We start from the raw sequence: 13,560 nt of genomic DNA on the forward strand, positions 1-13,560 counted from the left end.
ATGACGAGCAATCTGACGTCCGAGGAGCAGGCCGCCGCGGCCGCCGTGGAGCGGTCCGCGGCCACCTCGCAACTGCGGTTCGCCACCGCGGGCTCGGTGGACGACGGCAAGTCCACCCTGGTCGGGCGGCTGCTGCACGACTCCAAGTCGGTGCTGGCCGATCAGCTGGAGGCCGTGGAGCACGCCTCGCGCAGCCGTGGCCAGGAGACGCCGGACCTGGCGCTGCTGACGGACGGGCTGCGCGCGGAGCGGGAGCAGGGCATCACCATCGATGTCGCCTACCGCTACTTCGCCACTCCCAAGCGGCGGTTCATCCTCGCCGACACCCCCGGCCATGTGCAGTACACCCGCAACATGGTCACCGGCGCCTCCACCGCCGAGCTCGCGGTCGTCCTGGTGGACGCGCGCAACGGCGTGGTGGAGCAGACCCGGCGGCATGCCGCGGTCGCCGCCCTGCTGCGGGTCCCGCATGTGGTCCTCGCCGTCAACAAGATGGACCTGGTGGACTACGCGGAGCCGGTCTTCGCGGCCATCGCCGAGGAATTCACCACCTACGCGGCCTCGCTGGGCGTCCCGGAGATCACCGCCATCCCGATCTCGGCGCTCGCCGGGGACAATGTGGTGACCCCGTCGGCGAACATGGACTGGTACGGCGGCCCGACCGTGCTGGAGCACCTGGAGACCGTGCCGGTGGGCACCGACCCGTCCCAGGACCCGGCGCGCTTCCCGGTGCAGTACGTGATCCGTCCGCAGACCGCCGAGCACCCCGACTACCGCGGCTACGCGGGCCAGATCGCCTCCGGTGTGCTGCGCGTGGGCGATGCCGTCACCGTGCTGCCGTCCGGCCGGACGAGCACCATCACCGGGATCGACGCGCTCGGCGCGATGGTGGACGTGGCGTGGGCGCCGCAGTCGGTGACCGTCACGCTCGCCGACGACCTGGACATCTCGCGCGGGGATCTGATCGCGCCGAGCGACCACGCCCCGGAGACCACCCAGGACGTCGAGGCCACCGTCTGCCATCTGCACGACCGTCCGCTGCGGGTGGGCGACCGGGTGCTGCTCAAGCACACCACCCGCACCATGAAGGCGATCATCAAGGACATTCCGTCCCGGCTGACGCTGGCCGATCTGTCGCACCACCCGGCCCCGGGTGAGCTGGCCGCCAACGACATCGGCCGGGTCGTGCTCCGTACGTCCGAGCCGCTGGCGCTGGACGCGTACGAGGAGTCGCGGCGCACCGGTTCCTTCCTGCTGATCGACCCGGCCGACGGCACCACGCTCACCGCCGGGATGGCGGGCGACTCCTTCGCGGCGTCGGCCGACGGTGCCGACGCGGCGCGGGACGACGAGGGATGGGACTTCTGACGATGGCCGGTGAGGTGTTCTCGACGTTCGCCAAGGAGGGCGGCCGCGTAGGCAGCGGGGCGCTCGGCAGCGGTCAGGGCGGGGTCGGACGATGTGCGCGCTGACGCCGCAGTCCGCCCCTGTCCAGCACCGCCGCCGAAAACCGTCTGATCTGCCGGGCGTCCTCTGACGCCGCCCCGGCCCGTCGAGAGGAACACCTCCGTGTCGTCTGCCGAGCCCCTGCTCCCCGCGCGACCAGCCAACCGCCCCCGCCGCCACACCCGGATCCTGGCGGCGGCGGCCGTCCTCCCCCTGCTGATGGGCGCGCTGGGCGCCTGCGGCTACGGCTCGCAGAAGAAGACCGACGACCAGGGCGCCTCGGCCCTTCCCGCGGCCGGCGGTGAGAAGATCGACGGCCTGGACAAGGTGAAGGTCGGCTACTTCGCCAACCTCACCCACGCCACCGCGCTGGTCGGCCTGCGCAAGGGCGGCCAGATCCAGCAGGAGCTGCACGGCACGAAGGTGTCGCCGTTCGTGTTCAACGCCGGTCCGTCCGAGATCGAGGCGCTCAACGCGGGCTCCATCGACATCGGCTGGATCGGCCCGTCGCCGGCCATCAACGGCTATGTGAAGTCGCACGGCTCCAACCTCAGGATCATCTCCGGGTCGGTGTCCGGCGGCGTCAAGCTGGTGGTCAACCCGAAGAAGATCAAGACGCTCGACGACGTCAAGGGCAAGAAGATCGCCACCCCGCAGCTGGGCAACACCCAGGACGTGGCCTTCCTCAACTGGGCCGCGAGCAAGGGCTGGAAGGTCGACCCCCAGAGCGGCAAGGGCGATGTGTCGGTGGTCCGCAGCGACAACAAGGTCACCCCCGACGCGTACAAGTCCGGTGCCATCGACGGCGCGTGGGTGCCCGAGCCGACCGCGTCCAAGCTGGTCGCCGACGGCGGCAAGGTGCTGCTGGACGAGTCCTCGCTGTGGCCGGACAAGAAGTTCGTGATCACGAACGTGATCGTCCGGCAGGAGTTCCTGAAGGAGCACCCGAAGGTCGTCGAGGCCGTGCTGCGCGGCTCGGTGAAGACCAACGCGTACATCAAGGCCAACCCCGAGCAGGCGAAGAACGCGGCCAACGCGGCGCTCAAGGAAGAGACCGGCAAGCCGCTGCCCGCCGAGGTGATCGACCCCGCGTGGAAGTCCATCCAGGCCATCGACGACCCCCTGGCCTCGACGCTGCACACCGAGGCGGACCACGCGGTCCAGGCGGGTCTGCTGGAGAAGCCCGATCTCAAGGGCATCTACGACCTGGCCCCGCTGAACAAGGTCCTCAAGGCCGAGGGCAAGCCGACCGTCTCCGACGCGGGTCTCGGCGCCAAGTAGCCGCCCGTCCGTCCCCGTACCCACGGTACGCACGTACGCATGTACGCATCCATCAGGAGGTGACCGGATGTCCCCGGCGCTGACCACCGAGAAGGACGACCGGGCGGACGCCGCGGCGGCGGGTTCACCCGGCCCCGCCGAGACCGCCGGATCCGTATCGATCGCCCACGTCCACAAGTCCTTCGGCCGTCCCGGAGCGGCCCAGCCCGTCCTCGAGGACATCAACCTTCAGGTGCGGCCCGGCGAGTTCGTCTGCATCCTGGGCGCTTCCGGCTGCGGCAAGTCGACCCTGCTCAATCTGATCGCCGACCTGGACAAGCCGTCCGCGGGGGGCATCGAGGTCCCCGGCGGCCGGCCGGCCCTGATGTTCCAGGAGCACGCCCTGTTCCCGTGGCTGACCGCGGGGAAGAACATCGAGCTGGCGCTGCGGCTGCGCGGGGTGCCGCGCGCCGAGCGCAGGCCGCAGGCCGAGCGGCTGCTGGAGCTGGTGCGGCTCGGCGGTGCCTACGGCAAGCGGGTGCACGAGCTGTCCGGCGGTATGCGGCAGCGCGTGGCGCTGGCCCGGGCGCTGGCGCAGGACTCCAGCGTGCTGCTGATGGACGAGCCGTTCGCCGCGCTCGACGCCATCACCCGCGATGTGCTGCACGAGGAGCTGACCCGGATCTGGAGCGAGACCGGCGTCTCGGTGCTGTTCGTGACCCACAACGTCCGCGAGGCCGTCCGGCTGGCCGAGCGCGTGGTGCTGCTGTCCTCCCGCCCGGGGCGGGTCGTCCGCGAGTGGACGGTGGACATTCCGCAGCCGCGCCGCATCGAGGACGCGGCCGTCGCCGACCTGTCCGTTGAGATCACCGAAGAACTGCGTGGGGAGATCCGCCGCCATGGCCAGCAGTAAGACCACCCGCGGCACCGCGGTCGACGAAGCCGAGGGCGGCAGCGGCGGCGGGCAGTCCATAGAGAAGTCCGTGGAGAAGTCCACGGCGAAGACGACTAGCGGGAACGCCCAGGACCTGGCGGGCCTGGAGGCCGGTCTGGACGCCCTGGACACGGTGCAGATCAAGCGGGTCTCACCGGTCGAGGTGCTGGTCCAGAAGGTGCTGCCGCCCATCGTGGCCGTGGCCGTCGTCCTGGCCGTGTGGAAGCTGCTCGTCGTCGCGAAGGTCACCGACGACTACAAGCTGCCCGACCCGGGTCTGGTCTGGGACTCACTGCGCCAGCTGTGGCTGCAGGGCGAGCTCTTCGACATCGTCTGGACCAGCGTCTCGCGCGGTCTGTTCGGCTTCCTCATCGCGCTGGTGATCGCGACCCCGCTGGGGCTGATCGTCGCCCGGGTGAAGTTCATCCGCGCCGCTCTCGGCCCGATCCTGTCCGGGCTGCAGTCGCTGCCCTCGGTCGCCTGGGTGCCGCCCGCGGTGATCTGGCTGGGCCTGAACGACCAGATGATGTACACCGTCATCCTGCTGGGCGCGGTCCCCTCCATCGCCAACGGGCTGGTGGCCGGCATCGACCAGGTGCCCCCGCTCTTCCTGCGGGCCGGACGCACCCTCGGCGCCCGCGGTCTGGTCAGCGCCCGGCACATCCTGCTGCCCGCCGCGCTGCCGGGCTATGTCGCCGGGCTCAAGCAGGGCTGGGCCTTCTCCTGGCGCTCGCTGATGGCCGCCGAGATCATCGCCAAGTCCCCGGACCTGGGCCTGGGGCTCGGCCAGTACCTGGAGAACCAGCGCAACAACTCCGATATGGCGGGGGTGCTCCTCGGCATCCTCATGATCCTCGTCGTCGGCATCGCCATCGAGCTGCTGATCTTCGCCCCGATCGAGCGCCGGGTGCTGCGCAGCCGCGGCCTGCTGGCGAGCGCGCGCTGACCGAACTCGACCGAACCCACCGAACCCACCGAACCCACCGATCGGAAGGCCACGGAAAGCCATCACCATGTCTGCCCCGACCCTGCTGATCATCGCCCACGGCAGCCGCGACCCCCGCCATGCGGCGACCGTCGACGCGCTGCGCGCGCGGGTGCGGTCGCTGCGGCCGGGGCTGCGGGTGGAGGCGGCGTTCCTGGAGTTCAACGCGCCACGCGTACCGCAGGTGCTGGCCCGGCTCGCCGCGGAGGACGCCACCGAGGTGATTGCCCTCCCGCTGCTGCTGACCCGCGCCTTCCACGCGAAGACCGACATCCCGGCGGTGCTGCGCGAGGCCACGGCCCGCCACCCCCGCCTGTCCGTCCGCCAGGCCGAGGTCCTGGGCCCGTCCCCGCTGCTCATGGACGCCCTGGAACGCCGCCTGTACGAGGCGGGGCTGCGCCCCACCGACCGCCCCTCGACCGGGGTCGTCCTGGCCTCGGCGGGCTCCACCGACCCGGAGGCGATCGCGGTGATCGCTGAAATCGCGCGGGAGTGGCGGCACACCGGATGGTGCGCCGTGCGACCCGCGTTCGCCTCCGCCTCTCTTCCCCGCACCGAGGACGCCGTCCGCGCCCTGCGCGCGGAGGGCGTCGCCCGGGTGGCCGTGGCCCCCTACGTCATCGCCCCCGGCCGCCTCCCCGACCGCATCGCCCACGGCGCGCGGGCGGCGGGCGCCGACCTCCTGGCCCCCGTCCTGGGCCCCGCCCCGGAACTGGCCCGCCTCCTGCTGCGCCGCTACGACGAGGCGCGCGGGGCGGGCGAGGTGCTGCTCAGCGCCTGACAACCCGAGCGGAGCGGCCCGCCCGCCCCTAGGGCGCTCAAGCGGCTTCAGCATGGTCGAAAGTGGCGCCTCCGGACCGGCTGAGCCACACCAGCCTTGCCGTCACGCCGTCCTCACCAGCGCCGCGCGTGAACCATCGAAGGGCGCGCTCCGGCGAGTTGAGGACCATCTGGCCGGTACCGTCGGCCGTGATCACGTGGACGGGACCCTCACCGAAGGCGATTCCCCACGCCGCGACACACCCGTCTTTCAGGCCAGGCCGCACCTCGCACTCCTGGACAACGGCGAAGATTCTGGGCGCGACGGCGAGGACGAGGTCGCAGAGTTCCTTGTCGAAGAGTTCTGGGGAGTGCGGTGTCTCCATCTGGGCCTCCACGGGCGCAGTAGGCTTCGGCTGCCGCTCACCGCTGCGTGATGAGCGCATCACGTAAAGTACGCCACAAAGTTGTGCCCGCCACAACTTTGTGGCAGGCGTTGGGGGCCGACAGAGCTACAGAACGAACGCCTGTCGGATTGTCGAGAAGTCGGAGGCGCCGGGCATGGCGGTGAGAAGTCAACCCACGGCACGCCAAGTGCGGTTGGGCATCGAACTGCGCAAGATGCGTGAAGCGGCGGGCTTGACCGCCCGACAAGCGGCCGAGCGGGTCGGCACGACTTCGGCCCAGATGAGCCATGTGGAGGCGGGACGCACGGGCGTCAGCGAGGAACGGCTGCGCGGAATGGCGACGCATTACGCCTGCCTCGACGACGCACTGATCAACGAGTTGGCGGCCATGGCCACGGAACGCGACAAGGGGTGGTGGGAGGAGTACCGGGGAACCCTCGCTCACGCGGCCCTGGATCTCGCCGAACTGGAGCATCGATGTCGCCGTTTGCGCACCTTCCAGGGTGTCTACATCCCTGGGCTTCTCCAAGTGGAGAACTACACGCGTGCTCTCATGGCCTACGGGGTTCCCCGGCCGTCAACACGCCAATTGGACGCGCTGGTCGCGTTCCGTATGCGACGGCGGGAGGTCCTCGACAGGGAATCGCCGCCCGCGTATGAAGCAGTCGTTCATGAAGCCGCCCTGCGGACACTGGTCGGCGACCGGGAGGTCGCACGCGAACAGCTCGGCTTCATCTTGGAGCAAGGCGAACGGCCGAACGTCACTATCCGAGTGATCCCCTTCGACATAGCGGGATTTGGAGGCGCCGGGAACCCCGTCTTGTACGCACATGGCCCTGTGCCGGGGCTCGACACCGTACAGATCGATGGGCCACACGGCCCGACCTTGCTGGATGCGGAGTCGCAGCTCGCACGCTATCGCGCCCTTCTCGACAAGGCTCTGGACTTCTCACTTTCAGTAGAGAAGTCTCGGCAATTCATGCACACCATCACTCGGGAACTGTGAAGGGCGGAACCATGGAAAAGCCGATGAGGTGGCGGAAGTCCTCGTTCTCCGGGCACGGTGAGGCAGACGACTGCATCGAACTCGCCGCAGTTAACGAAGAGATAATGCTTCGGGAGAGCGACACGCCCGCTGACGCCCTCACCACCACACCGGGCCGACTCAGAACCTTCATACGCGCCGCCAAGGCGGGAGCGCTGGACCACCTGGGGCGGTAGCCACGAAGGGCGGTGCGGTCCTCGTGGCTACCGCCCCCGCCGTTCACCGTACGTTCCGCGTCTCGCCCTACCTCCGTGTCGGCGCCGTCCCCGATCGGCGCTGGACTTCCGGGCATGCGCAACGAAGAGAGCACCGCCCGCCGTCGGCTCGGCATCCGGATGGGGGCCGCACTGGGGGCCGCCGTGGTCGTCGCGGTCATCCAGCCCCCGGCGCTGGCGGCGCCGGACGGCGGATCCTGGACGACGGAGACGGTGGCCCCGGGGGTGCGGATGCGCGCCGGGGTGCTCCGGAGCGCGGACGCGAAGCCGGTCTGGACGGTCACCGTGCAGGCGCCCGGTTCCGCGCCGCTGGGCGACCGGTCCTGGGCGGACGCCACGGCGGGGCGGCTGCGCGAGGCGGGGTTCGAGCCGCGGGTCGAGCGGGTGGTGTGGCCCGCCTACGCCGATACGCCGCACGGCACCATGGGATGGCGGGTGCGGGTGGGCTCGTACGCGACCACCGGCGAGGCGCAGGGCACCCGCGAGAAGGTCGCCGCGGCCGGGTTCACGGCGGTGGCGGAGTGGACCGGCTACGACGGCCAGCGGCCCGCGGACCGGGAGAGCGTGCATGTGGCGGTGATCGACCCGGCCCGGTTCACCGGCACCGTGGCGGCCACCCATGACCTCAGCGTGGCGGACCGCGAGACGACCTCTTCGGTCGCCGCGAAGCGCCACTCCCTGGTCGCCGTCAACGGTGGCTTCTTCGTCACCGCCGACGCGGACGGCGTCCAGGGCACGATGGCCGGAATCTCCGCGTACGACGGCGAGTTGGAGTCGATGGCCGCCGGTTCGCGGGCCGCGCTGATCCTCGCGGACGGCGGCCGGCACGCCCGTATCGCCGACCTGACCAGCACGGTCACCGCGCGGGCGGGGTCGTCCACGTATGCGGTGCAGGGCATCAACCGGGTGCCCGGCAAGGTGCGCAACTGCGGCCGCCCCGGGGCCACTCCGACCGAGCTGCCCCGGCAGGATCTGACCTGCTCCGAGGCCGACGTCCTGGTGAAGTTCACCCCCAGGTTCCGCGCCGAGCTGCCCACCGGGCCCGGCACCCAGGTCGTACTCGACGCCGACGGCCGGGTGGTCTCCACCGGCCCGCGCGGCGGCACGGTCCCGGCCGGGGGCTCGGTGCTCCAGGGCATCGGCGCCGCGTCCGACTGGCTGACGGCCCACGCCCGGCGGGGTGAGCGGATCGCGCTGGAGGAGGTCGTCCGGGACACCTCCGGCCGCCGGGTCCGGCTCGACTCCGACGACAGCATCGTCAGCGCCGCCCCCACCCTGGTGAAGGACGGCCGTATCGCCGTCGACGCCGCCACCGAGGGCACCCTCGACCCGAAGAACCTCTCCTTCGGCTACGCCTGGTCGAACGTGCGGCAGCCCCGCACGATGGCCGGGCTCGACAAGAAGGGGCGGCTGATCCTGGCCACGGTGGACGGCCGGCAGCCGGGGGTGAGCGAGGGCTTCACCCTGGAGGAGGCCGCCCGCTTCATGCGCTCCCAGGGCGCCGTCCAGGCCCTCAACCTGGACGGCGGCGGCTCCACCGCCATGGCGGTCAACGGCAAGCTCGCCAACATCACCTCCGACGCGACGGGCGAACGCGCGGTGGGCGACACGGTCCAGGTACTGCCGTAATGTGACGCCTCGGCCACCGCCGTTGGTGTTCGGCTCACTCCTGTGGGTGATGTTCATGGCTTCCGGGCGCGAGTCCACGGTTCAGGCTGAAACTCTCGGGAGACGTCCCTTCAGGTGGCACGCTGAGCCAGGAAACACCGGGAGTCACAGCCATGAGCGTCGCCGAGACGCGAATCGACGATCACGTAGGCCCCTGGACGGTCGAGGACGTCCTTGCGCTTCCGGCACACCCAGCACGGGCTCGTTATGAGCTCGTGGAGGGTGTCCTCTCCATATCTCCCGCGCCTGGCTTGGCCCACCAAATCGTGTCTTCCGCACTACGCGGCCAGATCGACGCCGCCTCAACGCAGTCCGGCGCGAGGTTTCTGACCGTGGGGGCGGTGATGGTGACGGATGATTCCAGGCTGTACATCCCTGACATCGTCGTTGCCGATCGCACCGCCGTCTCGCGCGGCATGCTGGCCGCGCCGCTTGAGGCGATACTGCTGCTCGGGGAGATCGTCTCTCCGTTCAGCCAGTCCATCGACCGCATCCTCAAGCCCGCCCTCTACGCTCAGGCGAAGGTGCCCGCCTATTGGCGAGTCGAGATGGAACCGGATCTGTGCGTGGTGGTGCACGCCCTGGACGGGGACACCTACCGCGAGGTGGCCACGGTTACCGGCAGGGCTTCCGTCGACGTCGCTGGAGAATTCACCGTCGACCTGGATCTCGACGCCGTGCGCCGCGAGTGGGAAGGCTGACGCCGGGTCCCGGCACCTCGGTCACCTCGTCAGAAGGCAGAACCCGAACTGCGTCCAGCAACGCCCAGGGGCGCAACCGGCCGGCCGGTTGCGCCCCTGGGGTGATCACTTCACCTGCGTGAGCCTCGGTGAGGCTTGCTCGGGCTTACTCGACGACCTTCAGCAGCTTGTTCGGCGTGCCGTCGCCCGGGTTGGAGATCTTGTCGGCGGTCGCGCCGTCCGTCAGCGCCTTCGCCACGTCGGCCGGCTTGGCGTCCTGGTGGCCGCTGAGGTAGACGGCGGCGGCGCCCACGACGTGCGGGGTGGCCATCGACGTACCGGAGATGGTGTTGGTCGCGCCGTCGTCGGTGTTCCAGTCGGAGGTGATGTCCGAGCCGGGGGCGTAGATGTCGACCACGTCACCGTAGTTGGAGAAGTCGGACTGCTCGTCCTGGTCGGTGCTGGAGGCGACCGTGATCGCGTCCTTCACCCGGGCGGGAGAGCTCTGGCTGGCGTCGGAGGACTCGTTGCCCGCCGCGACGGCGAAGGTGACACCGGAGTCGATGGCCTTCTGCACGGCGGCGTCGAGGGCCTCGTCGGGGGTGCCGCCCAGGCTCATGTTGGCGACGGACGGGCCCTCGTGGTGCTCGGTGACCCAGTCGATGCCCGCGACGACCTGCTCGGTGGTGCCCGAGCCCTGGTCGTCCAGCACGCGCACCGCGACGACCTTGGCCTTCTTGGCGACGCCGTGCTCGGCCCCGGCGATGGTGCCGGCCACGTGGGTGCCGTGGCCGTTGCCGTCGTCGGCGCTGTCGTCGTTGTCGACGGCGTCGAAGCCGGACGTGGCCCGGCCCTCGAAGTCCTTGTGGCTGGTGCGGACACCGGTGTCGATGACGTAGGCGGTGACGCCCTCACCCGCGCTGTCCGGGTAGTTGTACGCCTTGTCGCCCTCGGTGTCCTCCTGGTCGATCCGGTCCAGGCCCCACGACGGCGGGTTCTCCTGGGTGCCCTTGATCGTGTAGCGGTGGTTCTGGACCACCTTGGCGACCGACGGGTCGGCGGCCAGCCGCTTGGCCTCGGTGTCGCTCAGCCCGCTGGCCGAGAAGCCGTTGATGGCGGAGTCGTAGGAGCGGCTCAGCTTGCCGCCGTACTCCTGGGCGAGGTCCTTGCCCTCGGCGGCGGCCTTGACGGTCTTGCCGCCCTTGAGCATGACGATGTAGCTGCCGTCGACGGCGCTCTTCGACTGGGTGCCGAAGACGGTGCCCTCGGCGGGCTTCGCGGTGGTGGCCCCGGCCGGAACGGCCACGAAGACACCGGCGGTGACGGCGGTGGCGGCGGCTACGGCGAGGCCGAGTCGACGCGCGTTGCGCTGCTTGTGAACTGCCATGACGAGGGTTCCTCCTCGTGCGGTTGTGGGGGGTAATCCGCACCCCGGATCGCGTCCGATCCCTCAAGTGCGGCAGGACCGGAGTGTGTTGGGGCCACTCCGGTTCTCACACGACCCTGACTGATGAGTACGGGTCAATTCAAGATCCCCGCCGATATCCCCGACGATGTGTGACATAGGCAACGTTCCGCGCTTCGACCGCTCCCCGACCTCGAGGTCAACGCCCTTTGCGTGTAAGGGGCTCGCATCAGGGAGGGTAGGGCTGTCCCCCCTTCCTCGGATGGAGGGAACCACCGGAGGGTTCACCGGTCAGCAGGATGGGTCGGCCCGCCGCCGCGGCCTAGCGTCATCCATGAGTGGCGGGGACGTTCCGCCACCAGGGCATAAGGGGATGTCGTGGCGGACACAGGCCGCTTGGAGAGGCCGCGCGGGATAGCCGCCCGCGCGGGCAGTTGGAGCGCCCGTCACCGGTGGGCGGCGGTCGGGGGCTGGGTGCTGCTGGTCATCCTCGCCCTGGCCGTCGGCTCGATGACGGGCCGGGTGGATGTGTCGGACAGCGAGCAGGTTCCCGGCGAGTCCGGGCGCGTCTCGACGATTCTCGACGAGGCGGGCATTGACGCCGCGGCCGGGGAAACCGTACTGATCCAGGCGAAGGGCGGCGGACTCACCGCGAACGACCCGGCCTTCCAGAAGGCGGTCGACGCGGTGATCGCGGGCGTACGCGACACCGGCCAGGTGACCGCCCTCCGCTCCCCGTACGAGACCAAGACCATCTCCGCCGACCGGCGCTCCGCGCTGGTGCAGTTCGAGATGCGCGGCGACCCGGAGAAGGCGTCGGAGCACATCCAGCCGGTCCTGGACGCGGTGGGCAAGGCCCAGGACGGCCACCAGGACCTGCGGATCGAGGAGTTCGGCGACGCCAGCGGCCAGAAGGCGTTCGACGACGCGTTCGGCGACGACTTCACCCAGGCCGAGTTCTCCGCGCTGCCGGTGGCCCTGGGCATTCTGCTGATCGTCTTCGGTGCGCTGGTGGCCGCGCTGCTGCCGGTCGTGCTCGCGATGACGGCGTTCCTGGCCACCACCGGTCTGGTGGCGGTGGTCAGCCACTGGGTGCATATGAGCGACACCGCCAACTCCGTGATGCTGCTGGTGGGGCTGGCCGTCGGCGTCGACTACTGCCTGTTCTACCTGCGCCGGGAGCGTGAGGAGCGCGCCGCCGGACGGGACGCGCAGACCGCCCTTCGGATCGCGGCGGCCACCTCCGGCCGGGCCGTCCTGGTCTCGGGTGTCACGGTGATCGTGGCGATGGCGGGCATGCTCTTCACCGGGATCGCGGAGTTCAAGGCGATGGGGCTCGCCACCTTGATGGTGGTGGCGGTGGCGATGGTCGGCTCGGTGACGGTGCTGCCCGCGCTGCTCTCGCTGCTCGGTGAGCGGGTGGAGAAGGGCCGGGTGCCGTTCCTGGCCCGCGCCAAGCGGCGCGGCGGCGGCGAGAGCCGGGTCTGGCGCAGCGTCCTCGGCCCGGTGCTGCGCCGCCCCAAGCTGTCGCTGGCCCTCGCCAGTGGCGCGCTGATCGCGCTGGCCGTCCCCGCCGTGGGGATGAACACCGCGAACCTCACCATGGACCAGGAGTTCGGGGACCGGCTGCCGGTCGTGACCGCGTACAACCACATCGACGAGGCGTTCCCGGGCGGGTCCGACCCGGCCAAGGTCGTGGTGAAGGCGGACGACATCGACGCGGCGCCGGTGCGCGACGCCCTCGCCCGGTTCCGTACCGAGGCCGTGGCGAAGGGCGCCTCCAAGGGTCCGGTCGACGTGACCGTCCACCACAAGCAGAACGTGGCCGTGGTGGAGGTCCCGCTGATCGGCGGCTCGGACGAGGCCAAGGCCGAGAAGAGCCTGAACGTGCTGCGGGACGAGGTGCGCCCGGCGACACTCGGCACGGTGGACGGGGTGGACGCCCCCATCGGCGGATCGACCGCCTCCTCCAAGGACTTCAACGACAAGCTCGGCTCGGCCGTCCCCCCGGTCTTCGCCTTCGTGGTGGTCTTCGCCTTCCTGCTGATGCTGATGTCCTTCCGGTCGCTCACCATCGCCGTCACCTCCATCGTGCTCAACCTGCTGTCGGTGGGCGCCGCGTACGGCATCCTCACCGCGGTCTTCCAGCACGGCTGGGGCGCGGGGCTGGTCGGCGCGGAGGGCGTGGGCGCGATCGTGTCGTGGCTGCCGCTGTTCCTCTTCGTGATCCTGTTCGGGCTGAGCATGGACTACCACGTCTTCGTGGTCTCCCGGATCCGCGAGGCGCGCCTGGCCGGGCGGAACACCAAGGACGCGGTGGTGCACGGTGTGGTGACCACGGCGGGCGTGGTCACCAGCGCCGCCGTCATCATGGTCGCGGTCTTCTCCATCTTCGGAACGCTGTCGATGCAGTCCATGAAGCAGATGGGCGTGGGCCTCGCGGCCGCGGTCCTCATCGACGCCACCGTCATCCGGGGAGTGCTCCTCCCGGCCGTGATGCTGCTGCTCGGCGAGCGCAACTGGTACCTGCCGAAGTGGCTGCGGTGGCTCCCGGACCTCGCCCACGACGAGCCCGCCCCGGCCGAGCGGCCCACCGCCGTGGTGGGTGCGCCCGCGAGGCCGGACGCGGACGACCGGCCCCGGCACGCCAGGGTCTGACGGCTCCACGGCGCTCGCGCAACCGCGCAACCGCGCAACCGGCCACATGGTCTTCGGACCGTGTGGCCGGTTCGGCGTCGTGAGGGGTCGGGGACGGA

At 70.5% G+C, this 13,560-nt stretch carries 12 protein-coding genes; 10 read left to right on the top strand and 2 right to left on the bottom strand.

The window, feature by feature from the left end; genetic code table 11:
* The 5 genes from J8403_RS11820 (at position 1) to J8403_RS11845 (ending at position 5,406) form a co-directional block, all read left to right on the top strand.
* Positions 1-1,368 carry a sulfate adenylyltransferase subunit 1 gene (locus tag J8403_RS11820; protein WP_211123157.1) on the top strand — a complete coding sequence of 456 codons (1,368 nt, stop codon included), beginning with the start codon at positions 1-3 and terminating at the stop codon, positions 1,366-1,368.
* Between the two features lie 297 nt (positions 1,369-1,665).
* Positions 1,666-2,727, top strand: coding sequence for an ABC transporter substrate-binding protein (locus tag J8403_RS11830; RefSeq protein WP_246586324.1), 1,062 nt, complete (start codon positions 1,666-1,668; stop codon positions 2,725-2,727).
* 67 nt (positions 2,728-2,794) lie between these two features.
* Positions 2,795-3,619 (top strand): ABC transporter ATP-binding protein, encoded by an 825-nt coding sequence (locus J8403_RS11835; protein WP_211123158.1) that lies wholly within the window; start codon positions 2,795-2,797, stop codon positions 3,617-3,619.
* Positions 3,606-4,586: an ABC transporter permease gene (locus J8403_RS11840; RefSeq protein ID WP_246585811.1), complete on the top strand. Its 981-nt coding sequence runs from the start codon at positions 3,606-3,608 to the stop codon at positions 4,584-4,586. The genes J8403_RS11835 and J8403_RS11840 overlap by 14 nt, the downstream gene beginning before the upstream one ends.
* Before the next feature lie 67 nt (positions 4,587-4,653).
* On the top strand, positions 4,654-5,406 hold the full coding sequence (locus J8403_RS11845) for a sirohydrochlorin chelatase (protein ID WP_211123159.1): 753 nt from the start codon (positions 4,654-4,656) through the stop codon (positions 5,404-5,406).
* 37 nt (positions 5,407-5,443) lie between these two features.
* Here the strand turns inward: J8403_RS11845 and J8403_RS11850 are convergent, their stop codons facing one another.
* Entirely contained in the window at positions 5,444-5,770 is a 327-nt protein-coding gene (locus J8403_RS11850; protein ID WP_211123160.1) for a hypothetical protein, read from the bottom strand.
* 208 nt (positions 5,771-5,978) lie between these two features.
* Between J8403_RS11850 and J8403_RS11855 the strand changes: the two genes are divergently transcribed.
* From J8403_RS11855 to J8403_RS11870, 4 genes are all read left to right on the top strand, one after another.
* Positions 5,979-6,797, top strand: a complete 819-nt coding sequence (locus tag J8403_RS11855; RefSeq protein WP_343245288.1) for a helix-turn-helix domain-containing protein — start codon at positions 5,979-5,981, stop codon at positions 6,795-6,797.
* 23 nt (positions 6,798-6,820) lie between these two features.
* Positions 6,821-7,012: a DUF397 domain-containing protein gene (locus J8403_RS11860; RefSeq protein WP_343245364.1), complete on the top strand. Its 192-nt coding sequence runs from the start codon at positions 6,821-6,823 to the stop codon at positions 7,010-7,012.
* Between the two features lie 114 nt (positions 7,013-7,126).
* A complete protein-coding gene (locus tag J8403_RS11865) occupies positions 7,127-8,680 on the top strand; it encodes a phosphodiester glycosidase family protein (RefSeq protein ID WP_211123163.1) in 1,554 nt (517 codons plus the stop codon).
* Between the two features lie 152 nt (positions 8,681-8,832).
* A complete protein-coding gene (locus tag J8403_RS11870) occupies positions 8,833-9,420 on the top strand; it encodes a Uma2 family endonuclease (protein ID WP_211123164.1) in 588 nt (195 codons plus the stop codon).
* Positions 9,421-9,565: 145 nt separating this feature from the next.
* On the opposite strand, the gene J8403_RS11875 is transcribed toward J8403_RS11870, so the two are convergent.
* A complete protein-coding gene (locus tag J8403_RS11875; protein ID WP_211123165.1) occupies positions 9,566-10,786 on the bottom strand; it encodes a S8 family peptidase in 1,221 nt (406 codons plus the stop codon).
* Between the two features lie 396 nt (positions 10,787-11,182).
* On the opposite strand from J8403_RS11875, the gene J8403_RS11880 reads away from it, so the two are divergent.
* A complete protein-coding gene (locus tag J8403_RS11880; protein WP_211123166.1) occupies positions 11,183-13,462 on the top strand; it encodes an MMPL family transporter in 2,280 nt (759 codons plus the stop codon).
* The last annotated feature ends 98 nt before the right edge of the window (positions 13,463-13,560 follow it).

It is taken from the genome of Streptomyces yatensis, from assembly GCF_018069625.1.
Taxonomy (GTDB): domain Bacteria; phylum Actinomycetota; class Actinomycetes; order Streptomycetales; family Streptomycetaceae; genus Streptomyces; species Streptomyces yatensis.

Excerpts from the sequence above, each read along its gene's own strand:
- J8403_RS11845 (WP_211123159.1), top strand. The coding sequence starts at position 4,654 with ATGTCTGCCCCGACCCTGCTGATCATCGCCCACGGCAGCCGCGACCCC.
- J8403_RS11850 (WP_211123160.1), bottom strand. The coding sequence starts at position 5,770 with ATGGAGACACCGCACTCCCCAGAACTCTTCGACAAGGAACTCTGCGAC.
- J8403_RS11840 (WP_246585811.1), top strand. The coding sequence starts at position 3,606 with ATGGCCAGCAGTAAGACCACCCGCGGCACCGCGGTCGACGAAGCCGAG.
- J8403_RS11860 (WP_343245364.1), top strand. The coding sequence starts at position 6,821 with ATGAGGTGGCGGAAGTCCTCGTTCTCCGGGCACGGTGAGGCAGACGAC.
- J8403_RS11865 (WP_211123163.1), top strand. The coding sequence starts at position 7,127 with ATGCGCAACGAAGAGAGCACCGCCCGCCGTCGGCTCGGCATCCGGATG.
- J8403_RS11875 (WP_211123165.1), bottom strand. The coding sequence starts at position 10,786 with ATGGCAGTTCACAAGCAGCGCAACGCGCGTCGACTCGGCCTCGCCGTA.
- J8403_RS11830 (WP_246586324.1), top strand. The coding sequence starts at position 1,666 with ATGGGCGCGCTGGGCGCCTGCGGCTACGGCTCGCAGAAGAAGACCGAC.
- J8403_RS11835 (WP_211123158.1), top strand. The coding sequence starts at position 2,795 with ATGTCCCCGGCGCTGACCACCGAGAAGGACGACCGGGCGGACGCCGCG.
- J8403_RS11820 (WP_211123157.1), top strand. The coding sequence starts at position 1 with ATGACGAGCAATCTGACGTCCGAGGAGCAGGCCGCCGCGGCCGCCGTG.
- J8403_RS11870 (WP_211123164.1), top strand. The coding sequence starts at position 8,833 with ATGAGCGTCGCCGAGACGCGAATCGACGATCACGTAGGCCCCTGGACG.